Here is a 26,199-nt window from a genome sequence, read left to right on the forward strand (position 1 = left end):
GATGAGCACAGCGGCGAAGTTAGGGTGGCGCGCGTAGCCGCCCAGCGTGCGGCGCAACACGCGCAAGGGCTCGCCTTCGGAATCCGTGGCGCAACCCGAGCTGTGGGTGAGCGCAACCACGCCGTCCACGTTGGGGTGGTCGGCCAGGGCCTCGGGGTGGATGTCGCGGCGGAAGTGGTCGGCGATGGCGCGCGCCACGGTGGCCGAGCAGTTCACCGAGGTGAGAACGCCGATGTAGTTGCGCGTGGCCACGCGGCCATCGGCGCGCACGATGCCTTCGAACGTGGCCGGTTGCGCGGCCTGCGGCACCGGCACCGCATCGGCCCCCACCTCGGCGGGGCGCTCAAAGGCGGCGAAACACAGGTTGTGTGAATGCACGTGTGCGCCGGTGGCCACGGCAGCGCTGGTGTGGCCGATCACCTGGTTGTAGCGCCGCACCGGCTGGCCGGCGGCGAGGGCCCGCAGCGCGACCTTGTGGCCCGGCGGAATGAGGCCCGTGACGGTGACGCCCAGACTGGGCAACAAGGTGCCCGGCAGCAACTGGCTGCAGGCAATGGCCACATCGTCGGCCGGGTGGATGCGGATGGCAGGTTCGGCGGCGTTCATCGCGTGGGCTCGGGTTTCAGCCGTCGATCAGTTCGGGGTTCCAGGCGTGAACCTGCTGGCGCTGCTCACCCAGGCCGGCGATGCCCAGGCGCATGGAATCACCGGCCTTCAGGTACACCGGATCGGGCTTGATGCCCAGACCCACGCCCGGCGGCGTGCCGGTGCTGATGAGATCGCCCGGGTACAGCGTGGTGAAGCGGCTGATGTAGCTCACCAGCGCGGCCACGCCGAACACCATGGTGCAGGTGTTGCCGTTCTGATAGCGGTGGCCGTTGACCTCCAGCCACATCGCCAGCGCTTGCGGATCGGGCACCTCGTCGGCCGTGACCAGCCACGGGCCCACGGGGCCGAAGGTGTCGCAGCCTTTGCCCTTGTCCCAGGTGCCACCGCGTTCGAGCTGGTATTCGCGCTCGGAGACATCGTTGACGACGCAGTAGCCGGCCACGTGCTGCAGCGCATCCGCTTCGCTCACGTAGCGCGCCTTTGCGCCGATCACCACGCCGAGTTCCACTTCCCAGTCGCTCTTGAGCGACCCCTGCGGCAGCACCACGGCGTCGTTGCAGCCGATCATCGTGCTGGTGTGCTTGGTGAAGAGCACCGGCTCAGCCGGCACCGGCAGGCCCGACTCGGCGGCGTGGTCGGCGTAGTTCAGGCCCACGCAGATGAACTTGCCGCAGCCGGCCCAGGGCAGGCCGATGCGGCCAGTCGCGGCCAGCGGGAGTTGATTCACGTCCACGCCTCGCAGCACCGCCAGGCCTGACGGACCAAGCGTGGCGGCGGTGATGTCGAGCAACAAGCCGGAAAGATCGCGGGCGCGGCCTTCAGCGTCAAGGATGGCGGGGCGTTCCTGGCCCTTGGGGCCGATGCGAAGCAGTTTCATGGAATGTCTTGCGGAAGATGGGGTTGACTGTCAGTTGGACCAGCCGCCGTCGATGACGTGGGCCACGCCGGTGGTGAAGGCCGATTCGTCGCTGGCCAGGTAGACGGCCAGTGCGGCGATCTCTTCCGGTCGCCCTAACCTGCCCATGGGCTGGCGTGCGACGAAGGCCGCATGCACCTGCTCCACGCTCTGGCCGCTGGCCGCCGCCTGCGCGCGAATGCGTTCCTGCAACGAGGGCGATTCCACCGTGCCGGGGCAGATGGCATTGCAGCGCAGCCCACGCGTCACGTAGTCGGCCGCCAGCGCCTTGGTGATGCCGACGATGGCTGCCTTGGTGGCGGCGTACGCGAAGCGGTTGGTCACCGCCTTGATGCTGCCGGCCACCGAAGCCACGTTGATGATGGAACCCTGGCCACGCGCCAGCATGCCCGGCACGAAGGCGCGCAGCATGCGGTAGACGGAATTGACGTTGATGTCGAACGAGGTGCTCCAAGCCTGCTCGTCGCATTCCAGCAGCGTGCCGGCGTGCACGAAGCCGGCGGCGTTGAACAGCACGTCCACCGCGCCCAGCCGTGCCGCCAGCGCGGCGATGGCGTCGGCATCGCGCACGTCGAGCACCTGCGTCTGCACGCCGGTTTCGGTGGCGAGCTGATCCAGCAGCGGTGCGTTGATGTCGGTGGCGATCACGTGCGCGCCTTCGCGCGCATAGGCGCAGGCCACGGCCCGGCCGATGCCCTGGGCGGCGGCGGTGATCACAGCGGTCTTGCCGGCCAGGCGGCCGGCGGCTGGGGTGTGGGCGATGCTCATTCGGCGTTCCAGTCGAAGATCTTGGTCATCTCGGTCCACTTGCTGCCTGCGGGCGTCCACGGTGTGGGGGCCTGGAAGGTCCACATCAGGTCTTCCCAGCGCGCGATCACGGGGTCGGTGGCGGTCGCGTCGGACATGGCCGCGGCGTCATAGACTGCATCGTCGGTGTCCATCACCATCGCCATGCGGGTTCCCAGGCGGTGGATGGTCATGGCGGTGAGGCCATGACGCTTCAGGTGCGCCAGCACCTCGGGCCAGACCGCACGATGATGCTCTTCGTAGCGCGCGATCAGCGCCGGGTCGTCCTTCAGGTCCAGCAGCAGCAGGTGTCGCATTCAGTCCTCGTGGCCCACGGCCCGGTCGAGGTGGGTGTAGCCGCCGTCCACCACGACCCACTGGCCAGTGGTGTGGCTGGCGCGCTCGGAAAGCAGGAAGACCACCGTGTCGGCAATCTCTTGCGGCGTGGTCATGCGCCGGCCCAGCGGAATGCGACGGCAGATCGCCGCCAGCGCGGCAGCCGGGTCGGGTGTGCGGTCGAGTTCGGCGCGGTACATCGGCGTCATCACCTCGGCCGGCAGCACCGCGTTGACGCGCACACCGTCATGGCGCAGCGCCAGCGCCCATTCGCGGGTCAGCCCCAGCAGCGCGCCCTTGGCGGCGACGTAGCCGCTGGTGCCGCCCTGGCCGGTGAGCGCGGTCTTGCTGCCGATGTTGACGATGGCGCCGTGCGCCGCGCGCAGGTGCGGCGCACAGGCATCGGCCATCACGACACAGTGCGTGAGGTTGCTGTCGATCGAGCGCAGGAAGGCCTCGCGCCCGCCGTCCAGCGGCACCTTGTCGTTGACCCCCGCGTTGTTCACCAGGCCGTGCAGCGTGCCGCAGTGCTGCACCACACGCTGCACCGCAGCGCGGCAAGCCGCCTCGTCAGTCAGGTCGAGCTGCTCGAAGCGGAACGCGGGCTGCAACGCGCGCAACTCTTCGGCGAAGGCGGCCGCCGGCGGGGTGCGGTCGAAGATGACCGGGACGGCGCCTTCTTGCGCCAGCACCCGCACGATCGCTTCGCCGATGCCGGCGCCGCCCCCGGTCACGATCACCGGCTTGCCTTGCAGTTTCAGGTCCATCAGTCGTACAGCACCGCGGCGATCTTCGGGTCGGTCAGCAGCCCCTTGTCGTACCAGTAGAAGCCGGTGTCGATCACCGCGGGCAGCTTCTCGCCCTTGAGTGCCTTCACCGCCGCCTCGACGGTGCGGTAGCCGATGCCTACCGGGTTCTGCGTGATCGCGCCGGCCATCTCACCGCTGGCGATGGCTTCCTTCTGCTGCCGGCCGGAGTCGAAGCCGATGATCACGATCTTGCGCTTGAGCTCACGCGCACCACTGACCACGCCATTGGCCGAGCCTTCGTTGGCGCCGAACACACCCTTGAGCTTCGGGTTGCCTTGCAGGATGGACTTGGTCAGGTCGATCGACTTGAGCACGTCGCCACCGCCGTATTGCACCGCCACGACCTTGATGTTCGGGTAGGCTGCCTTGATGCGGCCGGTGAAGCCTTCGACTCGGTCGATGCCGGTGCGGCTGGTCTGGTCGTGCGCCACGACAGCCACCTCGCCCGCGCCGCCGATCAGGGCGGCCATCTTGTCGGCGGCCAGTGCGGCGGCGGCGCGGTTGTCGGTGGTGCAGGTGGTCACCGGCACGTCGCTGTCGACACCGGAGTCGAAGGCCACCACCGGGATGTTGGCGGCCCGCGCCTTCTTCAGCAGCGGGATGGCGGCCTTGCTGTCCAGCGCGGCAAAGCCAACCGCCTTGGGCTTCTTGGCCAGCGCAGCGGCCAGCATGTCGATCTGGCGATCGACCATGGCCTCGGTCTCGGGACCCTCGAAAGTGACGCGCACCTTGAACTCGGCGGCGGCCTGGTCGGCGCCGCGCTTGACGGCCTGCCAGAACTGGTGCTGGAAGCCTTTCGAGACCAGCGGGATGTAGATCTCGTCGGCGGCGCGCGCGGTGCCGGCCATGGCCAGCGCCGACAGCGACAGGCACAGGGTTCTGCGGTTCAGCATGGTTTGTCTCCAGTGGGTGTTTGTCGTTGGAAATACGGCGCCGGCGCTCAGCGAGCGCGCCGGCGCAGGATGTCGGCGTAAACGGCGAGGATGATGATCACGCCGGTCACCACGGTCTGCCATTCCTGGGCCACGTTGAGAATGCGCAGCCCGTTGGTCAGAACGCTCATGATGAAGGCGCCGATCAGCGTGCCCAGGATGGTCCCGGTGCCACCGGCCAGCGACGTGCCGCCGATCACCACCGCGGCGATCGCATCCAGCTCGTAGCCCTGGCCCAGCGCCGGTTGCGCCGAGTTCAGGCGCGAGGCCATCAGCAGCCCGGCCACGCCGCAGATCCCGCCGCCCAGCGCGTAGATGGCCATCTYCCAGGCCCGCACGTTTACGCCCGACAGGCGCACCGCCTCTTCGTTGCTGCCCAGTGCGAAGCAATAGCGCCCGAGCACCGTGCGGTTGAGCACCACGCCCGCCAACAGCGAGACCAGCGCCAGGATGAGCACCGCGTTCGGGATCGCCACGCCGGGCACGAGGGACTCGATGAGCGAATCCTGCGCGATGGCCGTGAAGCCTTCGGTGTCGTTGAAGTAGATCGGCCGCGTGCCCGAGATCACCAGCGCGAGGCCCTTGAGCAGCATCATCATGCCCAGCGTGGTGATGAAGGGCGGCACTTCGAGCCGCGCGATGACCCAGCCGGACACGAAGCCGCACAGCGCGCCGCAGCCGATGGCGGTGAGCACGCCCAGCGGCAGTGGCAGGCCGAGGTTCGTGAGCACCACGCCGGTCATCACCGAACAGAAGGTCATCAACGTGCCCACCGACAAGTCGATGCCGCCGGAGACGATGACGAAGGTGCAGGCCACCGCCAGCACGCCGTTCACCGCCGTGGCCTGCAGGATCGCCACCAGGTTGTCGGCCTGAAGGAAGTTGGGCGAGCCCAGGCTGAAGAAGACCAGCAGCGCCAGCAGGCTGGCGAAGGCCAGCAGCATCTGGCGTGCGCCGCCAGAACGCGCTGGCGGGCGGGTCGCCTTCGCTGTGGCTGCAGGGATGATGCTCGACGTTTCGGTGTTCATGGTGACTGATCTCAGGCGGCCTGGGCTTCACGCCGCGTGGCCAAGGCCATGATGCTTTCCTGGGTGGCCGCAGCCGCAGGCAGTTCGCCAGTGATGCGGCCCTCGCACATCACCAGCACGCGGTGCGCCAGGCGCAGCACCTCGGGCAGCTCGCTGCTGATGACGACGATGGCCTTGCCCGCGGCCGCGAGTTCGTCGAGCAGGCGATGGATCTCGCTCTTGGCACCCACGTCGATGCCACGCGTGGGCTCGTCGAAGAACAGGATGTCGCAGTCGCGCAGCAACCACTTGGCGATGACGATCTTCTGCTGGTTGCCGCCGGACAGCAGGTGCACGGTCTGCTCGACCGAGGGGGTCTTGATGGCCAGGCGGCGCGCGTAGTCTTCGGCGCAGCCGCGCACGGCCGGCGCATCGACCCAGCAGCCCGCGCGTGCGAAGCGCCCCATGCTGGCCAACACGACGTTGGTCTGCACATCCAGCCCCGTGGCCAGGCCGAACTGCTTGCGGTCTTCCGACAGGTAGCCGATGCCATGGGCCACGGCATCGCGCGGCGAGCGTATGCGCACCCGCTGGCCGTGCACCAGCACCTCGCCGGCATCGGGCCGGTCGGCGCCGAAGACGGCGCGGGCCAGCTCGGTGCGGCCGGCGCCCATCAGCCCGGCGAGGCCCAGGATCTCGCCGCGCCGCAGCTCGAAGCTGGCGTTGCGCACGGCCCGCCCGCGGGTCAGGCCGCGAACCTGCAACACCACCGGCTGCGAGGACGTGTCCGGTGGTGTGCGCGGATCGAGTTTCAGCTCGCGCCCGACCATCATCGAAATGATCTCGGCCAGCGGGGTGCCGGCCACCGGCTTGGTGCCCACCCAGCGGCCATCGCGCATCACCGTCACGCGGTCGGCAATGCGTGCCAGCTCGTCCATCTTGTGCGAGATGTAGACGATGCCCACGCCTTGGCCCTGCAGTTGGCGAATGATGCGGAACAGCTCGTTCGTCTCGGCATCGTTGAGCGCGGCGGTGGGCTCGTCCATGATGAGCACGCGCGAGTCGTGCGACAGCGCCTTGGCGATCTCCACCATCTGCTGCCTGGCCACGGTGAGCGTGCCGACAGGCGCGCGCGGCTCCAGCGCCAGGTTCATGCGCTCGAACAGGGCCGCCGCCTGTTCGTTGAGGCGTCTCTCGTCCAGCAGCAGGCCGCCAGCTCGGCGCGGCTCACGGCCGATGAAGATGTTCTGCGCCGCGGTGAGGTGCGGCATCAGGTGCAGTTCCTGGTGGATGATCTGGATCCCCTGGCGCTGCGCCTCGCGCGGCGTGCCCAGCGCCACCGGGTGGCCGTCGATCAGGATCTCGCCGCAGTCGCGGGCGTAGACGCCCGACAGGATCTTCATCAGCGTGGATTTGCCCGCGCCGTTCTCGCCCATCAACGCATGCACTTCGCCGACGTGAAGGTCGAAATGCATGTCGGCCAGCGCCTGTACGACGCCGAATGACTTGCCCACGCCCCGCAGGCTGACCAGTGGCGCGTCGCCGCGAGTGGCCCGGCTGCTCATGCTGCCCCCCGCGTCAGGCCGTAGAAGCGCTGCGCGTTGTCATGCAGCACGGCAGCGCGCTCGTCGGGGCGCAGCGGCGCCAGCAACGCGTCGCTGAGCCGCACCCACTCGGCGTAGTCGGCCGCCAGGTTCAATACCGGCCAGTCGCTGCCCCACATCAGCCGTGCCGGGCCGAAATGCTCGAACAGCAGATCGCACACCGGCTGCAGCGCCGTGTGCCCGGCGCCACCACCAGCACGCGCCAAACCGGCCGCCTCGGTCAGCAGGCCAGAGAATTTGCAATGCACGTTGGGGCAGCGCGCCAGCTCGGCCAGGCCGTGCCGCCAATCGGCAACCCAACCCGCATCAGGCTCCGTCCACCCGCGCGCGAGTTGAGGCTTCGCGGCGTGGTCGATGACCACCGGTAGCTCGGGCCAACGGCGCACGAAGGCCAGCAAGGCCTTCAAGTGCCAGGGCTGCACCAATGCATCGAAGCGCAGGCCATGCCTCAGCAAAGCCCGCACGGCACTGGTTTCGGTGCAGGTGTCGATCCACTGCGCATCGGGCAGGTCCTGCAGCATCGGACGAACACCCTTGAGCTTGCGGCACGCCGGATCGGCGACCCAGCGCGCCAGCGTATCGGCAGCATCAGTGCGCGACRGATCGACCCAGCCGACCACGCCGCCGATGAAATCGTGGGCGTTCGCCAGAGCGAGCAGGTGCTCGGTCTCGGCTTCAGTGTCGGTAGCCTGAACGAGTACCGTCTGCGTCACGCCGTGCGCAGTCAGCATCGGCTGCAGATCGGCGGGCGCGAAGTCGCGTCTGATCGGTGCCAGCGCGGGCACGTCGTCACCCAGCCACGCATAGTCGCCGCGGGCGAGTTGCCAGAAGTGCTGGTGCGCGTCGATGCGGGGCGAGCGAGGCTGCATGAAAGCGACCTGATCTGAAGTAGAACGCCCAGGCGCTCCTGAGCCACTTGCGTGTTCAGGGAAATCACTCTGGGGAAAGAGGCGTCAATTAAATAAATTCGTCGCTCGAATAAACTAACCTCGAGCCGGCATGATAGCGCTCGTCAAAGGAAGGTTGGCTATGGATTTCACTGACATTTGGCTGTGTCGGGGCCGATCGAAACGGCTGCCGTTTCTGCCCATGCTGGCACTGGTGACCGCCATGCTGATGGCTGCTCCGTCCGGCGCCGCTGCGCGCACGGTTCTGCTCGTCACCACGACCACGGGCTTCCGCCACGATTCCATCGAGACGGCCGAGAAGGTGATCGAGCGTCTGGGGCGATCGTCGGGCGCCTTCGAGGTCGACCTGGCGAGCGTGCCACCGCCGGCCAAGCCGGGCCCGGCGCCCACGCCTGAGCAGAGCGCGTCGTCCGACGCGCAGCAAGCGGCCTATCTCTCGAAAGTGAGGGCCGTGCTGGCCGAGAAGATGAATACAACGGCCCTGAAGCGCTATGACGCCATCATCTTCGCCAGCACCACTGGTGACCTGCCCTTGCCCGATGCAGACGCCTTCGTCCGCTGGGTGCGTGACGGCGGCGCCTTCATCGGGATCCACAGCGCGAGCGACACGCTTCACGGCATCCGGCCCTATGTCGAGATGCTGGGCGGGGAATTCGATTACCACCGGGAGCAGGTGGCCATCGAAGCGATCAATCGGGACCAGGCACACCCCGCGACGCGCCATCTGGGCAAGACATGGAACCTGGACGGCCGGCCGGAGGAGATCTACATCTTCAAGAACTACCGGCCAGAGGCCGTGCACGAGCTGTTGGTGCTGGACCATCACCCCAACACGGGGGAAGCTGGCCACTTTGCACTCGCCTGGTGCCGGCCGTTCGGCCGTGGCCGCGTCTTCTACACCGCGCTCGGTCACAACGAACATCTGTGGACGATGCCGGCGTTTCAACAGCACGTGCTCGGCGGMATCTCGTGGGCGCTGAATCTGGACGAAYCCAGCGCTGCATTGAAGGCCCGATGATTGCCGCATGGTCCTCACCGCCGAAGCGCTCACGCGACCGGTGGGCAGATATCTGCCTGGATGTTGGCAGGCGCGATACCCATTGCCTGGAGCTCGTGCCGCCGCGGCAGGCCGTCGCTGTCGCCGGGATGCTGAACCACGCGGGCGCCGATGCAGTTGCCGCGCATCGCGGCGGCGGGCAGCGCCAGCCCCTCGATCAAGCCGCTGATCACGCCCACCGCGAAGCCGTCACCCGCGCCCACGGTGTCGACCACATGCGAAACCGGAATACCGGGCACATGTTGCGCCAGTCCATTGCGGCCCGCGCACCAAGCCCCGTCCGCACCCAGCTTGACCACCACCTGCGAGGCACCTTGGGCAAGGTAGAACGCACCGATCTGCGCGGGGTCTTGCAGGCCTGTCAGGCGCCGCCCTTCCTCGATGCCGGGCAGCACCAGATCGCACAGGCCGGCCAACTCATTCAGCGTGCGGACCATGTCTTCGGCCGAAGGCCACAGCTGAGGGCGCAGGTTCGGGTCGAAGGAAACGCGAAGGCCTTCGCGACGTGCCCAGCGAACCGCCTCGAAGACGAGTTCGCGGCAGCCGCGTGACAGGGCCGGCGTGATGCCAGTGAGATGCAGGTGACGCGCGCGGGCCGAAGCCAGCCGCTGCACATCGCTTGCATCCATGGCGCTCGCGGCCGAACCGCGGCGGTGGTATTCGACTTGCGGGTCACTGCCGTCGGTCGCACGGGACTTCAGCATGAAGCCGGTGCGCTGCACGCTCTCGGCGCCGACCAGCGCGGTTTCGACGCCCTCGCTGATCATGACCTCCAGCAGGAACTGGCCGAACGAGTCACCACCCACGCGGCTGAGGTAGCCGACCCGCAGGCCCAGCCGTGCCAGGCCGATGGCCACGTTCAGTTCGGCGCCTGCGCTGAAGCGGCGGAAGCGGGCGACCGACTTCAGCGGCCCGGGCTCGCATGCAGCGAAGAGCACCATCGGCTCCCCGATCGTCAGTACGTCGAGTTCGAGCCCAGCCTTCGCGTCAGTGCTCTGATCCATGCGTTGCATTTCGCGTCCCGCCATCAAGCCGCCCCCAGCGCGCCGCGCAACCGCGGCTGCGCCAGCCCCGGCACCCGAAGCCTGGCCAGTTCGACCAGCGGCTCGATGCGGCGGGCCTTCTTTTGGACGTGGTTCTGCGCGATGTCGGCGAGCCGATGCGCCAGGAACGGGTTCAGCAGACGGTCCCGAAGCGCCACCAGGTAGGCACAGGCCTCTTCACCCTCGCCCAGCGCGTCGAACACTGGCAGCACCTCGTCCTGCCAGACGGCCTCGAGCGCTTCACGCAACGACGCTTCTTTCATGGCTTGCAGGACGGTCATGTCCCTGAGGTATGGGCCCGCAAGCCACATGTCGGCCAGCAGCGTATGGCCCAGGTTCAGCAAGAACAGCTTGAGCCGCTCGAAGCGCGCCAGGTCGTCGGTCAGGACGATCGCCGGGTGGCTGCACGGCAGCAGCAGTCGACGCTGCTGCTCAACGACCCACACCGCGTAAGGCTCGGCCACGGCCCCCGCGGGTTCCAAGGCCTCGGAGACGATGCGATCCACGAGCGAGTTCGCCCAGACGACATGGGCCTGAAGCCACTCGACGAAGTCCGGCGGGCATGACCAGGCCCGGGCCAGGTCCGTCACGATGTTGCGCAACCGGTCGCCGTTGCGCGAGACCAGTTCGCACGGCAGCAAAGTGAGATCGGCACCAGGCTGGACCTGCCAACGGTCGTGCAGCAACACCAGAAGCTTGGCGGGGAAGGATGCCGGGGGCAGAGCATCCTCGCCCAGCGAGTGCGCGCCATCGTCGGGCAACAACTGCCAGCCGCTGTCGCCGGTGTTGGAGACGATCACACGCACGGGACCCCGCGCGCGCTCGCGCACCAACGGCCACTGCGTTCGCGCGTCCAGAGCCTCGCGCACCGAGCGGCAGGTCCGGCGCGTCTCGACCGGCTCGCCGTTGACCAGGCCGCGCACGATCACGTCGTAGCCGTCGGCACGCGCCAGCGCGCGGGTCCGCGCCGTGCTGCTTGGGTTGGCCGTTGTTTGCACCACGGTGATACCCCCGAGTGCTTGGCCGAGCTCGGCGGCTTCGGACACGAACAGATCGACGTGCGCTTGCAGGAAGCGGCTGGTGCCGAACTGCAGGATCGGATGCCCAGGTTGCGCCGGTGCGCTCAGCATTCGACGATCGCCTTGATGACACCTTCGGCCGGATCGAGCAACTGTGCAAAGCGTGCCGGCGCATCAGCCAGCACCAGGCGGTGAGTGGCCAATGCACCGTCGGGCACCTGGCCGGCTCGCATGGCGGTCAACACCGTTTCAAAGTCTTCGTCTGTCGCGTTGCGGCTGCCCAGCAACGTGGCCTCGCGCTTGTGGAATTCCGGGTCCGAAAAGCAGATTTCTCCCTGGACGATGGAGACCAGCACATAGCGCCCACCATGGGCGAGGAAGCGAAAGCCCCGCTCCATGGCGTGTGCGTTGCCAGTGGCGTCGAACACCACGTCGAAGAACTCACCGTCGGTCAGTCGTGCGAGCTCGGCTTCGTCGCCATCGCCCAGCGCGACGGCGGCGGCCACACCGACCTGTTGCAAAGCAAAGTCGAGTCGATCACTTCGACCGTCGAGCGCCGTCACCACGGCGCCACGCAGACCGGCGAAGATCATCACGGCCAGGCCGATGGGACCGGCGCCCACGACCAGCACGCGCTGCCCGGCGCTCACCTCGCCGCGCCTCACCGCGTGCGCCCCGATGGCCAGGAATTCGAGCATCGCGGCTTGGTCCAGCGTGATGCCCTCGACCTTGTGAACGAAGCGGCGCGGCACGCACAGGTATTCGCAGAACGCGCCGTCGCGATGCACGCCCAGCACCTCGATGCGAACGCAGCAGTTGGTCTTGCCCTGACGGCATGCAACGCAGCGCCCACACGAGAGGTAAGGCATCACGTAGACCGCGTCACCGACAGCCAGTCCAGAGTCGGCGTGGGCCTTCTCGACAAGCCCCGAGAACTCGTGCCCCATCACCCGCGGGTATGACAGGTAGGGTTGGGTGCCGGAATAGATGTGAAGGTCGGTGCCGCAGACCCCCACGCGCTTGACGCGCACCAGCACCTCGCCTTCGGCCGGAATCGGTATCGGGCGATCCTCGGCCCTCAGCGTGCCCGGCGTTTCGCAAATGACTGTCAGCACGTCGACTCCCTCAACCGTGGAACTTCTTGTGGATCGCCGCGAGCTGACCGTTGCTGGTGTTGGTCTGAATCCACCCGTTGATCCACCCTTGCAACTTGGTCTCGCCCTTGCGCATGCCGATGCCCAGCGGGAAGCCTTTCATGACGAACTTGACCTCGAGGTCGAGCTGGGGGGCGTTCTCGCGCATCGTCTTGACCAACGCCGGTGACGTGGCGACGATGTCCACTTGGCCGCTGGTCACGGCCGTGATCAGCGTGGCGTCGTCGTCGAAACGGGTGATCTGCGCGTCCTTGGCGCCTTCGGTCGCGAGCTTGTCGTTCGTGGTGCCGCGCGTGCTGGCCACCCGCTTGCCCGCCAGGTCTTCGTAGCCCTTGATCGCCACCGCTTTGGGGCCCGCGATCACAGAGAGGATCTGCGCATAGGGCACCGAGAAGTCGATGACCTTTTCGCGCTCGGGCGTGACCGACAGCGACGAGATCACGATGTCCGCCTTGCCGGTCTGCAGGAACGGAACCCGGTTCGCGCCGGTCGTCTGCACAATCTCGAGTTCGACGCCGAGATCCTTGGCGAGCAGGCGCGCGGTCTCGACGTCGGAACCGATCGGCTTCATCTGCCCGTCGGTCATGCCGTACGGCGGCACGCCGAGGTCGATCGCAATGCGAATCTTCTTCGCGGCCTTGATGTCATCGAGCAGGTCGGCACGGGCGCTGCCCATGGCGGCGATGGCGGTGAGCGCCAGAGCGCCCTTCAGCAACGTTGAACGGCGGATCATCGGTAGCCTCCTTCCGGCGGTGGAGAAAGGACAGCGGCCTCTACAGGCCGTTGCCCAGGAACTGGCGCAGCTCATCGGTCTGCGGAGTGCCGAGCATCTCGGCGGGGCCTTCCTCCCACACCTTGCCTCGGTGCATGAAGATCACGTGGTCGGCGACCTTGCGCGCAAAGGCCATCTCGTGGGTGACGAGGACCATCGACATGCCGTCGCGAGCCAGGCCCTCGATGACTTTCAGGACCTCGCCGGTGAGCTCGGGATCGAGCGCGGACGTGATCTCGTCGAACAGCATCAACTTGGGCTTCATCGCCAGGGAGCGGGCGATCGCCACCCGCTGCTGCTGTCCGCCGGAGAGCTGCGACGGGTACGCCTGCGCCTTGTCGGCCAGGCCCACCTGCGACAGCACGCGCGCGGCGAGTTCGCGCTGTTCGCTGCGCGACAGCTTGAGCACGAGGCGCGGCGCGAGCATCACGTTCTCTTCGGCCGTCAGGTGCGGGAAGAGGTTGTAGCTCTGGAACACGATGCCGACATCGCGGTGCAGGCGGTTCATATCCAGCCCAGGCGCCGTCACCTCTTGCCCGCAGACCCGGATGCGGCCGGTGTCAATCATCTCCAGTCGGTTGATGCAGCGAAGCGCGGTGCTCTTGCCCGAGCCGCTGCGGCCGATGATCGCCACCACCGACCCGGTGCGTACCTGGAACGACACGCCTTCGAGCACGCTCACCGCGCCGAAGCGCTTGCAGACGGCCTCGACCTCAACGATGGGCGACATTGAACTTCCCTTCGAGTCGACGGCTCCAGGCGGACAGCGGGTAGCACAGTGCGAAATACAAGGCCGCGATCAGCACGAAGACGATGAAGGGGCGGAACGTCGCGTTGTTGATCATCTGACCGGCGCGCACCATCTCGACGAAGCCGATGGCAGATGCCAGCGATGTGTTCTTGACGATTTGAACCATGAAGCCGACCGTCGGCGGCGTGGCGATCTTTACCGTCTGCGGCAAGATCACGTGGATCAGGCGTTGATGCCAGTTCAGCGCCAGACACGCCGCGGCCTCCTCCTGCGTGCGTGGCACGGCCTCCAGACTGCCGCGCCAGATCTCGCCGAGGTACGCCGACACGTAGATCGACAGACCGAGCGCCGCCGCCAGCAGCGGCTCGATGACCAGCCCCAGCGCCGGCAGCCCGAAGTACATCAGGAACAGCAGGATCAACAGCGGCGTGCCCTGGATCAGCTTGATGTAGAGCATCGCCAGCGTTCGCAACGGGCGCGTTGCGTACACCCGGGTCAACGCCAGCACGAAGCCCAGCACCCCTCCGCCGACGAAGGCCAGCAGCGAGAGCACGATGGTCCAGCCGAAACCRCGCAGCAGGAACAACAGCTGCTCGGGGGTCAGACTGATCAAAGCGGTGTTCCCAGGCGGCGGCGACGCGGGAAGGCAAGGCTTCCCACCAGCCAGAACAGCCCTCGCATCACCAGCGACAGTGCGAGATACGCGGCGGCAACGATCAGGTAAGTCTCGACCGATCGGAAGGTGTCCGACTGCACTCGATTGGCGACCGCCGTCAATTCCTCGGTCGAGATCTGCGACGTGATCGACGAGGCGAGCATCAGCAGCACGTACTGGCTCGTGAGCGCGGGCCACACGCGTTCGATCGCCGGCGGCAGCACCACGTGTCGCAGCACCTGCCAGCGGCCGAGCGCCAGGCACTGCGCCGCCTCCAGCTGGCTGCGCGGGATCGACTCGATCCCCGCCCGGACGATCTCGGCGGTGTAGGCGCCGACGTTGATGACGAGCGCCGCGATCGCCGCAGTGAAGGCCCCGAGCTTGATGCCGAGCGATGCGAAACCGAAGTAGACGATGAAGATCTGCACCAACAGCGGTGTGTTGCGGATCGCCTCCACGTAGGCGCCTGCGACGCCCGCGACGACGGCCGAGCGACCGCTGCGCGCGATGGCGCAGAACACGCCCAGACCGAAGCCCAGCACGGTGGCGCCAACCGACAAGCCCAATGTCGTCGCCGCGCCCGTCAGCAGGTCTGGCCAGTAAGTCAGCGGAGCTGAGAAATCGAGGTCGTATCGCATGGCGTCCGGTCAGGCCGGCCTGGCAAAAATGCTCGCCAGGCCGGCCGGGGGGCAGGCGAGAGCTTCAGTTGCCGAGCTTGTGCCGGCGATAGAACGCCAAGGCGTTCTTGAACATCACCTTGTCGCGCACGCCGGTGCCGAATGCGGCGAGATACTCCTCGGCGATGGCGACCTGAGCCTCGAACGTCCCGTGCAGGGTGATCACCGGCCAGTTGCTGCCCCAGATCAGACGGTCCGGGCCGAACGCGCTCATCAGCACGTCGAAGTGCGCCTTGTAGGAGGCGAGGTCCGTGGGACTCGGGAAGACCACGTCACCCGGGGCGTACATGTCATAGAACGACGAGAACTTCATGTACAGATTGGGGCAGACGTCGGCGAGACGGCGAATCTCGAGCTCCCACGTGGGGTCAACCGGCGGCGGTCCCTTGGCGCCACCCAGGTGGTCGATGATGATCCGCAGATTGGGCACCGCGGTGCACAGCGCCTGCACCCGCTCCTTCGGGTTCTTCGTATCGCGGCTGATGATGTCGAGCGACATGCCGCGTCGTGCCAGGTCGTGCAGGCTGGCGAGTTGTTCCGGGCTGAGCGTGATGCCATCGGCCGGGCCGGTGAGAAAACCGCGGATTCCCACGAAGCGCCGGTCGCGCGCAAAGCGCGCCAGGTCGCTGGCGAAGGTCGGCGCGCCAATCTCGAGGTTGCCGACGAAATACGAGTAGAACCTGTCGCCTTTGACCAGGTCGAGGATCCACTGGTTGTCCTCGACGATGCCGCTCGCTTCCACGATCCCGGCTGTCACGACGCCGTTCGCCCTGGCAACTGCGTTGTACTCGGGCGGCAGCACATCGCGGTAGATCGGCCCTTGCTCCGGAGTGGGCCACGGTACGCCACCCGGCCGCGTCACCTGCCAGAAGTGAATGTGGCTCTCGACGATGGGGCGCTTGCCGGGCGGGGCGCTGCGTTCAGCTTGCTCGACCGCAGCCCGCAGAGCCTGGTCATCGGCAACGTCGTGCGCGCGCGCGGTGGTTGACCACGCCACGCTCAGCAACGCCGCCGCGGCGGCCCAGTACACAAGGCTTCTCGTCACTGCCCCATTCATGTGTGTCTCCTTGTCAGGTTGCTCGTGCTCTCGCTCAGAAGTGGGAGTTCAACCGTCCTCGTCGGTGCGGCCGTCGAACTCGGTCAGACCAAATTGGCGGCACGATGGTAAGGCCACAATACCAAGAATGCAAATGTGGTCTGACCAAATAGCCCTGACCGGCCAGCAACGGCGAAACGGCTGCGCGCGTCCGAGTCTGATAATGGAGGCCTTGACCACTTCGTCACGGCGTCCATGGCCCCTCAGCTCAAGCCGGTCGAGTCCCGCCGGCTGTATCAGCAGATCGCAGACCAGATTCGCGACCTGATCGACCGTGGGGGCTTCGAGGTCGGAACGCGACTACCGCCCGAACGCGATCTGGCCCAACAGCTCGGGGTTTCGCGCCCTTCGCTGCGCGAGGCGCTGATCGCGCTCGACGTCGAAGGGCGCGTCGAGGTCCGAAGCGGGTCTGGCGTCTTTGTATCGGCCGTTCCGCAGGATCCCGTTCCGCGAAGTACCGAAGCGTGGGGCGAGAGCCCGAGTCAGTTGATGGAGGCGCGCTCTGTCATCGAAGGCGAAGTCGTCATCCTCGCTTGCGCGCGGATCACGGAGGAACCGCTGATCCGGCTGCGCCAACTCCTGCAGGGCATGGAAGCAGAAATCCAGCGCCGGCGCGTCCCGGTCGACCTGGACCGCCAGTTCCACTTGACGCTGGCGGAAGTGGCCGGCAACGCGGTCCTGACACGGCTCATTGGAGCGTTGTTCGACGAGCGGCACAGCCCGATTTCCGCCAAGATCAGCTCTCGCTTCGAGAGTACGCGCACCTGGAAGACGGCCCTCATCGAACACGGAGCCATCCTGAAGGCGCTCGAGGCGCGCGATCCGATCGCCGCCCAAGCCGCCATGCGAGCACACCTCAAGGCGTCGGCCGTGCGCTGGGTCGGCGAGTGAAGCTTCACGCGGGCTGGGGCACTCGCATCACTTGGCAGCCGTGATGTCAGGCGGCCTCAAACCCGACCTTCGGCACTGCCGCAACGGCCTACGCCGGGCTCACAGACTTGGCCACACGGTAGTCGGCTTCAGCATGGCCAATGATGGTCACCCAATGGACAGCGCAGCAGCGCGCGGTGGCCCGAGGGTGCTGCCGGGCAGGATCTCCGTGGGCAGCACGATGCGCCGCGGCCCCTGGTATGCGCCGTCCCGGTGCCGTGCGTCGATGCGCGAAATCAGGAGCTGCACCGACTGCAGACCGAGCTCGCGCAACGGTTGGCACACGGTGGCCATGCGGGCCGAGCGGGCGAGTACGGTGCCGTCGAAGCCGACGACCGAGACGTCGGCGGGCACGCGAAGGCCCCGTGCGAGCAACCTGTCGAGGCAACCCAGCGCGATGGCGTCGCTGGCAGCGAAAACCGCCTCGGGCAACGCTTCGCCATGGTGCCGCTCGAGCCAGGTTTCAAGCGCGCGGCGACCGCCCTCCACGGTGAAGGCATCTCGCAGCACATGATCGGCTGGCGGCGCCACGCCGGCAGCGGCATGGGCGCGCAGGTAGCCCTGCACACGCCGGTCCGCGCCGATCGTGCCCTCCGGCCCACCGACGTGCAGGATGCGCTTGTGGCCCAACGCCAGCATGTGGCTCACCATCTGGAAAGCACCGGCCTCTTCATCGGACTCGAGGTTCACCACCCCGGAGATCTCGTGGTTCGCATGCACGGAGACCACGGGTGTGTGTTCGGGCAGCCATTCCGCCGCATCGGCATCGAGCAACGGTGCCAACAGAATCAAACCGTCGATGCGCCCGTCACAGAAGCCCGGGACGCGTCGCGCTGCTTCGTCCCAGTCTCCGAGGGTAAAAACGGTCGTGGTCTGGCCCGCTGCGGCTGCACCCTGGATGACACCGTTGAAGACCTCCAGAAAGTACTGGTTGGGTTCGTCTCCGGTGAGCGTGGCGACCACGCCAATCGTGTTCATGCGACGGTCCGCCAAACCACGGGCCGTGGCATTGGCACGGTAGCGCAGCTTCTGGGCGGCAAGGAGCACGCGGGCCCGCGTCTCCTCGGAGATGCGGGTCGAAGTTTTCGCATCGTTGAGCACGGCCGATGCCGCCATCGCCGAAACGCCGGCTTCGCGACCAACGTCGGCCAGGGTCGCGGCACGACGACTGCGGCGGGTTTTCGTGCTTTGGACCACGTCTTGGCTTACCTCTAGAGAATGCGCCGTGTGCGGATCACTTCGGCGTAGTAGCGGGCTGACAGCTTGGGTGTGCGCACCTGGGTCTCGAAGTCGCAATGCACGATGCCAAAGCGTCGCTCGTAGCCGTCCTCCCACTCGAAATTGTCGATGAACGACCAGAGGAAGTAGCCGTCCACCGGGACGCCGTCGCCGATGGCGCGATGCACCTCGCGCAGGTGGTTGCGCAGGTAGTCCCGCCGATGCAGGTCGATGACCTCGCCGCGGACCACCGGCTCGTCGTTGTAGCCGCAGCCGTTCTCGGTGATGTAGATCGACTGGTGGCCGTACAGCTCGTGGCACATCCGCGACGCCCAATAAATGGCCTGGGGCACCAGATTCAGCCATGGGCTGTCGGCACGCGGGTAGTGGGCCGGCAGGCCGAGCGCCTCGTAAGGTTCGCCGCTGCGGCTCGCGCGTACGTAAGTGGCCGTGTAGATGTTGAGGCCCAGGAAGTCGGTGGGCAGGCTGATCAGGTCGAAGTCGCCCGCCTGCACTTGCGGCGCGTTGGCGCCCTCGCGGTCAAGATGGAAAGGCGCATACCCCTTGTCGTGGATCGCACCCAGCAAATGCTGGTTCTTGTCGAGGAACCATGCCTTGGCGGCAGCAATGTCAGCCTCGGTTTCGATGACGGGCACGCTAACGTCGCAGTTGTCCGTCAGGCCGACGCGGGCGCCGGGTCCACCGAATTGGCGCACGGCTCGCACGCCGTGGCCATGGCACAGCAGCGCATGATGGTAGGTCTGGTTGACCACCGCAGCACTCTCACGCCGGCCGGGAGCTTTGATCCCGACCCCATAGGCGAGCATCGTGAAACAGCGGATTTCGTTGAGGGTGATCCAGTTCTTCACGACATCGCCGAAAGCCTTCACCACCGTGTCGGCATAGCGAGCAAAGGCCTCTACGGTGGCGCGAGAGGTCCAGCCGCCGCCGTCTTCCAGGACCTGCGGCAGGTCCCAGTGAAAGAGCGTGACCCAGGGTGCGATGCCGTGCCGGGTCATGCTCGCAAGCAGGCGCCGATAGAAATCCAGTCCCGCCTGATTCACCGAGCCATCGCCATCCGGGTAGATGCGTGGCCAGGCAATCGACAGGCGGTAGTGCTGGATGCCGAGCGAAGCCATCAGCGCAAAGTCGTCGTCGAAACGGTTGTAGTGGTCGCAGGCCACATCGAGCGTATCGCCACGCGCGACCTTGCCTGGCATGTGCGCGAAACGATCCCRGATGGATTCGCCTTTGCCGTCGGCAAAGGCAGCGCCCTCGATCTGAGCCGAAGCGGTGGCCACACCGAGAACGAAGTGCTCCGGGAAGGGAGATGCGTAGGTCAGCGTGCCCATTCGGTTCAGTGACGGGTTCATTCCCTCAACGCTGGGACAACGGTTTCTTGAGCGCTGGCACCAAGCGGCCAGCCCCAGCGCCGGCAGGCGTGCTTACTCATACGGTTCAGCTACCGTGATTTATGGATAAATCGAGCAAACCCTGCGGACGCGAAGTCCGCGCAGGCGCGCAGGCCCGACGCGAGGTACATCAGGCGACCTCCTGCCTCGCCAGATCGCGCCCAGCCGCGTAACCCGGAGCGATGAGAGGCCGCGTGATTCGATAACGGGCGAGTGCGGCGCCCCCCAAGGCCACCGCATCGATGCCGAAGCGCGAGATCCGCATCGGCAGCGGAGACAGGCCAGCAGCTTCCGCGTAGTCGTTCAGCGTGCGCCGCGCCGGGTTGAGGAACGCGTCACCCAGTTCGACAGCCGTGCCGCCGAGCACGATGCAACCAGGGTCGTAAGCCGCGGACAGGTTCTGCAGCAGCACCCCGAGGTAGTTGCCGGCCTTCTTCACTGCGCGTTGCGTATCGGTGTCGCCAGCGGCGAGTCGACGCTGGACTTCGGCCAACGGATCCTCCACCGCCCCACCAGGCAACATGGCGCGCGGGCCGATCAATGCTTCGGCGCAGCCACGGCGGCCGCACGAACACTCGGGCCCGCCGACCTGCAAGACGATGTGGCCGACCTCGCCGGCAAAGCCGCGGCTGCCTGTCAGCAACCGCTCGCCGACGATCACGCCGGCACCGACGCCCTGATTGACGCTGACATACAGCAGCGGATCGGTGGCTTCAGCGGGGTTGAACTCCATCTCACCGACGGCAGCCGCGTCCGCCTCGTTCTGCAGGAACAGGGGCACGCCCTGGAGCGAGGACCCCACCAGCCTCTCGGCCAGCATGTCGCCCACCGGGACATCGCGCCATTGCAGGTTGGGCGCGAAGTGCAGGAAGYCGCGCGCCTCGTCCACCCCCCCCGGCAGCCCCACGCCGATGCCGATAACGCGCTGACTGCCTGCATCCAACTGCTTGCAAACCCTCAGCACGGCGTTGGCCGCGACCACGATGCAGGCCTTGGCGCCGCGCGCTGCGCCGTACCCCGAGCGGGCACGCGCCAAGACCTCTCCAGTGAGCGTGGTCGCCACGACGCGTACGCCTTCGACACCGACCTCGGCTCCTATCAGCACCAGGCGCGAAGGATCGATAAGCAACGGCGTTGGACGGCGGCCCAGGTCGCCCGTGGCGACGACCTCTTGCTCAATGAACCACCCCTCCTCGATGAGCTCGCGCACCAGCATGGTGACCGTGGATTTGGTGAGCTGCACGGCGCTGGCCAAGTCGGAGCGAGACAGCCCCGGATGGGCGCAAAGGCGGCGGACGAGCGTCATGCGATTGATGCTCTTGAGCACCTGCTGATGCCCGGGAGCCTCGGAAAGATCAACCTGCAAGACGCTCTCCTGTTCTCAAGCTGTTCGGTGTTTGCTGCATCGAAGTTCGCTCGACGAACCAATAAAGATGGTGATAACAAGTAGTGTAGTGGGTGACCGGCTGGATCGAATCGCTTCAAGTCCTGGCTCGGCATCAATCGGGCGTGCGGGCGCGCCGATGCCCCTTGACCTCTCCGAACAGGTCGAACAACTGCTGCGCCGCCGGCGACAGCGACCGGCCGCGGCRCCAGATCAACCCGACCTTGCGCGAGACGACCGGGTCGACCAGCGGCACGCTGACCAGCAACGGATGGTCTGGCCCCGGCATCGCCATCGAAGGCACCGCAGCGACGCCAAGGCCGGCCTCGACCAGGCCGAGCGTGGTGGTCACATGCTGGGCCTCGTAGATCGCCTGCGGCCGGCTTGCCACGCCGGCCAGCGCCTGGTCCAGCAGCACGCGGTTGCCTGAAGTCCGCCCAACCGAGATGTAGTCGTGCTCGCTCAATTGCGCCCAGCTCACGCGGCGCAGCCCGGCCACCGGGTGGTCGCGCCGGCAGGCGGCGACGAAGCGTTCCTCGACCAGCGGCTTGAACTCGAGGTCCCCTTCCTGGGCGCCGATGAAATTCAGTCCGAAGTCCGCCTCACCGCGCGCCACAGTGGCCAGCACCTCGTTGGCGCTGGCGTCGAGCACCTTCACGCGCACCTTGGGGCAACGCTCGTGGTAGCGCCGGATCACTTGCGACAGGTAGTAGTAGACCGTCGACGGTACGCAGGCCACGGTCACCTCGCCCATGCGCGTGGCGGCTACGCCGCGGATGCCCATCAGCGTGACGTCGAGTTCGTCCAGAAGCTCGCGCACCTTGCGCTCGAAATCGCGGCCGACCGCCGTCAGTGTCACCCGCCGCGTCGTGCGCTCCAGCAGCCGCACGCCCCCGACGCGCTCTTCAGATGACTTGCCCGTCGGTCGACCGACTCCCCATGCTTGTCAGGAGAGCCGGTATTCCAACTTCGAATCAATGTCTCTGGGAGTGACAGCAGCGTGAGCCTCGCTATGTCGATGTGGCTCGCTCGCGCACAAGCATTTGAGTCGCGCCCCGCCAGTGCGTCTCGGCATTCGATCATCGGATTTCGTTCAACAGTGACTACCGTTTGAGCTTCACTTTCGACAAGCGTCCGAACGACGTTTTCACCTGGCAATGTTCTTAACCTCCCCCGCATTTGAGCAACCACTTCCTATCCCTTGCGGCCCTGAAGGGACCCGATGCTGGCTCGCCGCAGCACTGTCGAGCCACATGCCTTGGTACCTGCTGAGTCACAGGATCTTTTGTGAAGGCGAGCACTCGATCATCCAGACTGTGGCGGTGGCGTGGGAGTCGACTCTGCACACCTGGATCGAGATCGTCGGAAACGAGGCTGTCACTGCGATTCATTTCATCGGCAGCGGCGATACACCAGGAGACTGGACGATGAAGCGAATTGATGAAATCTGGTATCCATCCGCAGACGAAGCGGATGTCACAGGGCCGCTGATTTTCCGAATGCACGGGGAAACTGGCCTATGGTGCTCCAACGACGAGCCCGTTCTTGACGAGAACCCGTCGCGACGCTTGCTGGTTCGCGTTCCCTCCGATCAGAAGAAGAGTCGGCCAAAGCGAAGCCGCAAGTAGTGAGGAGTTCGACGGGCTCCACCCTGGAACTCTCGCCCGGACGCGCGACGCACCTGCACAGGTGGGCGGCATCCTGATTGGCAGGTTCACTAATCCTCCTGCCTGCAATGCCGTGGCATTCGATGATCGAATTCCGAATTGATCGGCCTATCGTTGGCGCTGCGCCTGCATGAAACGATCTCACGGGCCGGTCAATGTTCTTGACCACGTCAGAGTTTGAGCAACCGATCCCCAAGGGCATCGGATCCCCCGACTTCCAGCACTGGGTCGCAACTGTCTTGTCCACTCATTTGCCCTGGTATTTGGTGACGTACAAGCTGTCTAGCAAGAGGACGTTCCACTTGCAGACTGCGACGATTGCGTGGGAGTCCGCTCTTCGCGGGCTGGCTCAAGTCGGTCGGACGCGGGGCTGTCGTGTCGATCAGCTTCATGGCTTGGAAGGATGATCCCGGCGAGTGGTCGATGAGACGGATAGAGGCCATGTGGCGCCCGGCCACGGACGAGGCAAGCGACACGGGCCCGCTGGTCTTTCGGCTCGCCGGGGAGCCCGCGTTGGGGTGTTCCAACAATCATCCGGTCTCGGGAGGTAAGCGGACGCGCCGGCTCTTGAAACGCCTCTGACGTCGAGCATGGTGAAGTAACGGGGCTCGACCGATTTGGCCTTCACGACGCCGCGCGCAAGGCCCTGATGCGCGCGCTTGCGGTCTGAATTCCTAGGAGGACCAACATGGCCAATCAATACATTTCTAGGTTGAAGGACTTCGACGAACTTCCTGCATCTGCCTATGTTCGACTTCCTATCGTTGCTGCCCTGTACTCCATCTCGATCTCGACAGTCTGGAGATGGTCCCGAGTTGGTTTGCTACCGGCGCCCATACGGACCGGGCGAACGACTCTTTGGCGGGTTGGAGACTTGCGTGCATCGCTGCCGGATCGCCATGCGCCCGAAGCTGTTGTTCTCCGAGGATCCGAGTTATGACTCGAGCAGTGTGCTGCGCAGTCGGATAGCTCAGCCTTCTTCATCTCGTTCCTTGAACCTGTTCAGGGCCAGTTGCACGAGGAATGTCGGCCGAGAGCTTCTAGAGGCTTCGCGTCGGAGTCTTTGAAGCCAGTCGCACCAGGCGCCCACGTCTAGGCCCGGCGTCAACGCCAGCGTCGCGCCCACCTTGACGATCAGATCCTCGATGACCTGGTGTCGCATGACCGCTGCAGCCTCCATCTCGATCAGCGCCACCTCAAGCCAAAGGTCAGCGCAATCGCTGGCCGGAGCGCTGGGCTCTGTCGAAAGCTGGCCTGCGTCCATGGCCTCCCAGAGTTCTGGCTGCGGAACTTCGGATTGAGATCGCACAAGGCGGATCTCGATCTCTCCTTCAGGCGCCTCAGGCAAAGGCTGCCGGAGGATTTCCTGTTCAGCTGGCCTGCGCTGCCAATAGCCTCGGGCAGGAACTGGCACGCCGTTCCGTTTGCAAACCACACGCAGCCAGGTATCCGACAGTCCTAAGTCCCGTGCGACCAGGCTGAGTGGCTTCTCCCACACTGCGGCGTAAAGGTCAGAACGCTTCATGGCCGACTCGTGGGCGCTGTTTGATCCAGTCCTCGATCTCTTGCTCGTCGAACACGAGCACTCGGCTGCTGAGGCGCCGTGCCTTCGGAAACGCGCCGTTGTTTCTCAGGCGCATCAACGTCGACAGAGAAATGTTCAGCCGCCTAAGAACGTCGTTCGTGCGCAGGAGACGGCTCTGCTTGGAGCGTTGTTCGTCGGGCATACCATCGGCTGCTTGTCACGGCTATCGTCGCCAAGATCGGAGCCGATGAATAGATCCGGCATTGATGAGCCAATGCCTGGAATGGTTGAACCATTGCGGTGCTCTAGGTGCTTCCCAGAACGATCAGATCCTGCAATGGTTCAACCATTTCTGCGCCACGATGCCAGCGGGAGGCTGCTAGAGGGCCGCGTCTTAACGTGGCGGAGCGGCAGCCCGCCGTCGACCACGTGGCCAATCATCGGGCCGAATGATCGTCGCTATCGCGTTAGCGATGTTCGCCTTGACACCGTGCTGCTGCACCCAAAGTGACACCTCGTCGTTGGACGGACGCCAGTTGGTATCCGACTTCTCCGCGCACTCGTCATGGAAGAACCACGCCGCTTCCCGGAGGATCCTGAGCAGCCGTGTGGCGTTGGGGATGTTCAGTATTTCGCCACGCAGACCGGTGCGGGATGGCCATAGGTCGATGACAGGCAGAGCGACTTCTGTAGCCCAGGCGTGAAAGAGGTCGACGTCAACCTCGCTGGCCAGATGCCCGTCCCTGACCGCTGCAAGAGCGGGACCCAGTTCGCCACTGGCGACTGCCATGCTCGCGCGCTGTGCATTTGCGCATAGCCGCTCCTCGGTCGAAGGTTCGGGGGGCGTCCCGTGGAGCAGCTGAGCCATGGCAGCCCCGATGGCGCTGGGCCGGTGCCGACGCCTGAACACGCAGCAGGCCGAATAGTCACCGAGCCAGTCCGGGTCAGCCCGGCTATGCAGCAGGACGAGCTTCCAAAGCTCGATGGAGCTGTGTCCTGCGTACTTCCGGCGCGTAGCGTCATCCGCGGCAACGCAACTCGGTGGCGCCGAAGGATCGCGTCCCCTTTGTGCGATGAGATCATCGATGCCGCTGCTTTGGCGGGGATTCAAACTTTGAATCATGGCTTCGCACCCCTTCCAAATAGAAGCGGTGGAGCGAGCAGAGGCTGTACGATTGGCGACTTGCAATCGCTACGTCTTGACTGCGCAACGGCCTGCACCCAACGCCTCACGTGAGCGCCTGCTCGCCAGCCAAGGCGCATGAAGATTGGTAGGCCGTGTTGGACTTGAACCAACGACCAAAGGATTATGAGTCCTCTGCTCTAACCAACTGAGCTAACGGCCCGGAGGGGGCGATTCTAGGCGGGAGGGGGTGCTCAGCGTTGCGACAGCGCATGCCCCACGAGCCGCGAGGTGATGTCGACGATCTGGATCATGCGGTCATAGGCCATGCGCGTCGGGCCGATGACGCCGAGTGTGCCGACCACCTGGCCGTCGACCTCGTAGGGTGCCGAGACGACCGACAGCTCTTCGAACGGAACGATGCGGCTCTCGCCGCCGATGAAGATGCGCACACCCTCGGCGCGGCTGGAGGTGTCGAGCAGCCGCATCAGCTGCGTCTTCTGCTCGAACAGGTCGAACAGTTTGCGCAGCGAGCCCATGTCGTGGCCGAAGTCCTGCACGCCCAGCAGGTTGCGCTCGCCGCTGACGATGACCTGGTCCTGGTTCTCTTCCATCGCGTCGGTGCCCAGCTGCACCGCGGCCTGCATCAGGCCGGCGATTTCGCCGCGCAGCGCATCGATCTCGTTCTTCAGCCGCTCGCGCACCTCTTCGATCGTCAGGCCGGCGTAGTGTGCGTTCAGGTAGTTGCTGGCCTCGACCAGCTCGCTTTGGGTCGGGTCGTGGGCGGTGAAGATGACGCGGTTCTGCAC

27 protein-coding genes, 1 tRNA gene and 1 pseudogene are annotated in these 26,199 nt (G+C 66.0%); 3 read left to right on the forward strand and 26 right to left on the reverse strand.

What is annotated here, in order from left to right; all coding sequences use genetic code 11:
• The 9 genes from AC1DYI_RS05535 to AC1DYI_RS05575 form a co-directional block, all read right to left on the reverse strand.
• The coding region (locus AC1DYI_RS05535; RefSeq protein WP_477203079.1) for a UxaA family hydrolase at positions 1 to 606 on the reverse strand (606 nt) is incomplete at its 3' end.
• 16 nt (positions 607 to 622) lie between these two features.
• Positions 623 to 1,486, reverse strand: a complete 864-nt coding sequence (locus tag AC1DYI_RS05540) for a fumarylacetoacetate hydrolase family protein (RefSeq protein WP_477203080.1) — start codon at positions 1,484 to 1,486, stop codon at positions 623 to 625.
• A 30-nt stretch (positions 1,487 to 1,516) separates the two neighbouring features.
• Positions 1,517 to 2,293 (reverse strand): SDR family oxidoreductase, encoded by a 777-nt coding sequence (locus AC1DYI_RS05545; protein ID WP_477203081.1) that lies wholly within the window; start codon positions 2,291 to 2,293, stop codon positions 1,517 to 1,519.
• A complete protein-coding gene (locus AC1DYI_RS05550) occupies positions 2,290 to 2,628 on the reverse strand; it encodes an L-rhamnose mutarotase (RefSeq protein WP_477203082.1) in 339 nt (112 codons plus the stop codon). Before AC1DYI_RS05550 ends, AC1DYI_RS05545 begins: the two co-directional genes overlap by 4 nt.
• Entirely contained in the window at positions 2,629 to 3,414 is a 786-nt protein-coding gene (locus AC1DYI_RS05555) for an SDR family oxidoreductase (protein WP_477203083.1), read from the reverse strand.
• Positions 3,414 to 4,304, reverse strand: coding sequence for a substrate-binding domain-containing protein (locus tag AC1DYI_RS05560; protein WP_477203105.1), 891 nt, complete (start codon positions 4,302 to 4,304; stop codon positions 3,414 to 3,416). Before AC1DYI_RS05560 ends, AC1DYI_RS05555 begins: the two co-directional genes overlap by 1 nt.
• Before the next feature lie 92 nt (positions 4,305 to 4,396).
• Entirely contained in the window at positions 4,397 to 5,416 is a 1,020-nt protein-coding gene (locus AC1DYI_RS05565) for an ABC transporter permease (RefSeq protein ID WP_477203084.1), read from the reverse strand.
• Between the two features lie 11 nt (positions 5,417 to 5,427).
• Complete coding sequence (locus AC1DYI_RS05570; protein WP_477203085.1) at positions 5,428 to 6,960, reverse strand: sugar ABC transporter ATP-binding protein; 1,533 nt, start codon at positions 6,958 to 6,960, stop codon at positions 5,428 to 5,430.
• The gene (locus AC1DYI_RS05575) at positions 6,957 to 7,868 is read right to left on the reverse strand and encodes an amidohydrolase family protein (RefSeq protein WP_477203086.1); all 912 of its coding nucleotides are present in this window, start codon (positions 7,866 to 7,868) and stop codon (positions 6,957 to 6,959) included. The genes AC1DYI_RS05570 and AC1DYI_RS05575 overlap by 4 nt, the downstream gene beginning before the upstream one ends.
• A gap of 220 nt (positions 7,869 to 8,088) precedes the next feature.
• Between AC1DYI_RS05575 and AC1DYI_RS05580 the strand changes: the two genes are divergently transcribed.
• Positions 8,089 to 8,925 carry a ThuA domain-containing protein gene (locus tag AC1DYI_RS05580; protein ID WP_477203087.1) on the forward strand — a complete coding sequence of 279 codons (837 nt, stop codon included), beginning with the start codon at positions 8,089 to 8,091 and terminating at the stop codon, positions 8,923 to 8,925.
• Between the two features lie 29 nt (positions 8,926 to 8,954).
• On the opposite strand, the gene AC1DYI_RS05585 is transcribed toward AC1DYI_RS05580, so the two are convergent.
• From AC1DYI_RS05585 to AC1DYI_RS05620, 8 genes are all read right to left on the reverse strand, one after another.
• Complete coding sequence (locus AC1DYI_RS05585; protein ID WP_477203088.1) at positions 8,955 to 9,968, reverse strand: sugar kinase; 1,014 nt, start codon at positions 9,966 to 9,968, stop codon at positions 8,955 to 8,957.
• Between the two features lie 23 nt (positions 9,969 to 9,991).
• Positions 9,992 to 11,137 (reverse strand): mannitol dehydrogenase family protein, encoded by a 1,146-nt coding sequence (locus AC1DYI_RS05590; RefSeq protein ID WP_477203089.1) that lies wholly within the window; start codon positions 11,135 to 11,137, stop codon positions 9,992 to 9,994.
• On the reverse strand, positions 11,131 to 12,141 hold the full coding sequence (locus AC1DYI_RS05595; protein ID WP_477203090.1) for a zinc-binding alcohol dehydrogenase family protein: 1,011 nt from the start codon (positions 12,139 to 12,141) through the stop codon (positions 11,131 to 11,133). Before AC1DYI_RS05595 ends, AC1DYI_RS05590 begins: the two co-directional genes overlap by 7 nt.
• A 10-nt stretch (positions 12,142 to 12,151) precedes the next feature.
• Positions 12,152 to 12,913: a transporter substrate-binding domain-containing protein gene (locus AC1DYI_RS05600; protein ID WP_477203091.1), complete on the reverse strand. Its 762-nt coding sequence runs from the start codon at positions 12,911 to 12,913 to the stop codon at positions 12,152 to 12,154.
• A 40-nt stretch (positions 12,914 to 12,953) separates the two neighbouring features.
• Positions 12,954 to 13,682, reverse strand: coding sequence for an amino acid ABC transporter ATP-binding protein (locus tag AC1DYI_RS05605; protein ID WP_477203092.1), 729 nt, complete (start codon positions 13,680 to 13,682; stop codon positions 12,954 to 12,956).
• The gene (locus AC1DYI_RS05610; protein WP_477203093.1) at positions 13,666 to 14,316 is read right to left on the reverse strand and encodes an amino acid ABC transporter permease; all 651 of its coding nucleotides are present in this window, start codon (positions 14,314 to 14,316) and stop codon (positions 13,666 to 13,668) included. The genes AC1DYI_RS05605 and AC1DYI_RS05610 overlap by 17 nt, the downstream gene beginning before the upstream one ends.
• Positions 14,313 to 14,996: an amino acid ABC transporter permease gene (locus tag AC1DYI_RS05615; RefSeq protein ID WP_477203094.1), complete on the reverse strand. Its 684-nt coding sequence runs from the start codon at positions 14,994 to 14,996 to the stop codon at positions 14,313 to 14,315. Before AC1DYI_RS05615 ends, AC1DYI_RS05610 begins: the two co-directional genes overlap by 4 nt.
• 64 nt (positions 14,997 to 15,060) lie before the next feature.
• Positions 15,061 to 16,092: an amidohydrolase family protein gene (locus AC1DYI_RS05620; protein WP_477203095.1), complete on the reverse strand. Its 1,032-nt coding sequence runs from the start codon at positions 16,090 to 16,092 to the stop codon at positions 15,061 to 15,063.
• 234 nt (positions 16,093 to 16,326) lie between these two features.
• Between AC1DYI_RS05620 and AC1DYI_RS05625 the strand changes: the two genes are divergently transcribed.
• Entirely contained in the window at positions 16,327 to 17,022 is a 696-nt protein-coding gene (locus AC1DYI_RS05625; RefSeq protein WP_477203096.1) for a FadR/GntR family transcriptional regulator, read from the forward strand.
• A gap of 147 nt (positions 17,023 to 17,169) precedes the next feature.
• On the opposite strand, the gene AC1DYI_RS05630 is transcribed toward AC1DYI_RS05625, so the two are convergent.
• From AC1DYI_RS05630 to AC1DYI_RS05645, 4 genes and pseudogenes are all read right to left on the reverse strand, one after another.
• Positions 17,170 to 18,258: a LacI family DNA-binding transcriptional regulator gene (locus AC1DYI_RS05630; protein ID WP_477203097.1), complete on the reverse strand. Its 1,089-nt coding sequence runs from the start codon at positions 18,256 to 18,258 to the stop codon at positions 17,170 to 17,172.
• Positions 18,259 to 18,272: 14 nt separating this feature from the next.
• Positions 18,273 to 19,652 carry a GH1 family beta-glucosidase gene (locus AC1DYI_RS05635; protein WP_477203098.1) on the reverse strand — a complete coding sequence of 460 codons (1,380 nt, stop codon included), beginning with the start codon at positions 19,650 to 19,652 and terminating at the stop codon, positions 18,273 to 18,275.
• 169 nt (positions 19,653 to 19,821) lie between these two features.
• Positions 19,822 to 21,057: an ROK family transcriptional regulator gene (locus tag AC1DYI_RS05640; protein ID WP_477203099.1), complete on the reverse strand. Its 1,236-nt coding sequence runs from the start codon at positions 21,055 to 21,057 to the stop codon at positions 19,822 to 19,824.
• 133 nt (positions 21,058 to 21,190) lie between these two features.
• Positions 21,191 to 21,979: pseudogene (locus tag AC1DYI_RS05645) on the reverse strand (LysR substrate-binding domain-containing protein); the annotation flags it as partial.
• A 349-nt stretch (positions 21,980 to 22,328) separates the two neighbouring features.
• Here AC1DYI_RS05645 and AC1DYI_RS05650 point away from each other — a divergent pair.
• Positions 22,329 to 22,703 carry a hypothetical protein gene (locus AC1DYI_RS05650; RefSeq protein ID WP_477203100.1) on the forward strand — a complete coding sequence of 125 codons (375 nt, stop codon included), beginning with the start codon at positions 22,329 to 22,331 and terminating at the stop codon, positions 22,701 to 22,703.
• A gap of 1,009 nt (positions 22,704 to 23,712) precedes the next feature.
• On the opposite strand, the gene AC1DYI_RS05655 is transcribed toward AC1DYI_RS05650, so the two are convergent.
• The 5 genes from AC1DYI_RS05655 to AC1DYI_RS05675 form a co-directional block, all read right to left on the reverse strand.
• Positions 23,713 to 24,267 (reverse strand): hypothetical protein, encoded by a 555-nt coding sequence (locus tag AC1DYI_RS05655; RefSeq protein WP_477203101.1) that lies wholly within the window; start codon positions 24,265 to 24,267, stop codon positions 23,713 to 23,715.
• Positions 24,254 to 24,469 carry a helix-turn-helix transcriptional regulator gene (locus AC1DYI_RS05660; RefSeq protein WP_477203102.1) on the reverse strand — a complete coding sequence of 72 codons (216 nt, stop codon included), beginning with the start codon at positions 24,467 to 24,469 and terminating at the stop codon, positions 24,254 to 24,256. Before AC1DYI_RS05660 ends, AC1DYI_RS05655 begins: the two co-directional genes overlap by 14 nt.
• Positions 24,470 to 24,661: 192 nt before the next feature.
• Positions 24,662 to 25,390 carry a hypothetical protein gene (locus AC1DYI_RS05665; RefSeq protein WP_477203103.1) on the reverse strand — a complete coding sequence of 243 codons (729 nt, stop codon included), beginning with the start codon at positions 25,388 to 25,390 and terminating at the stop codon, positions 24,662 to 24,664.
• A gap of 146 nt (positions 25,391 to 25,536) precedes the next feature.
• Positions 25,537 to 25,613 (reverse strand) — tRNA-Ile (locus AC1DYI_RS05670).
• Positions 25,614 to 25,644: 31 nt separating this feature from the next.
• Positions 25,645 to 26,199 (reverse strand): HrcA family transcriptional regulator (locus AC1DYI_RS05675; protein ID WP_477203104.1); only part of this gene is annotated, 555 nt, incomplete at its 5' end.

The sequence above is a fragment of the Ideonella sp. P3_A4 genome (assembly GCF_056403075.1).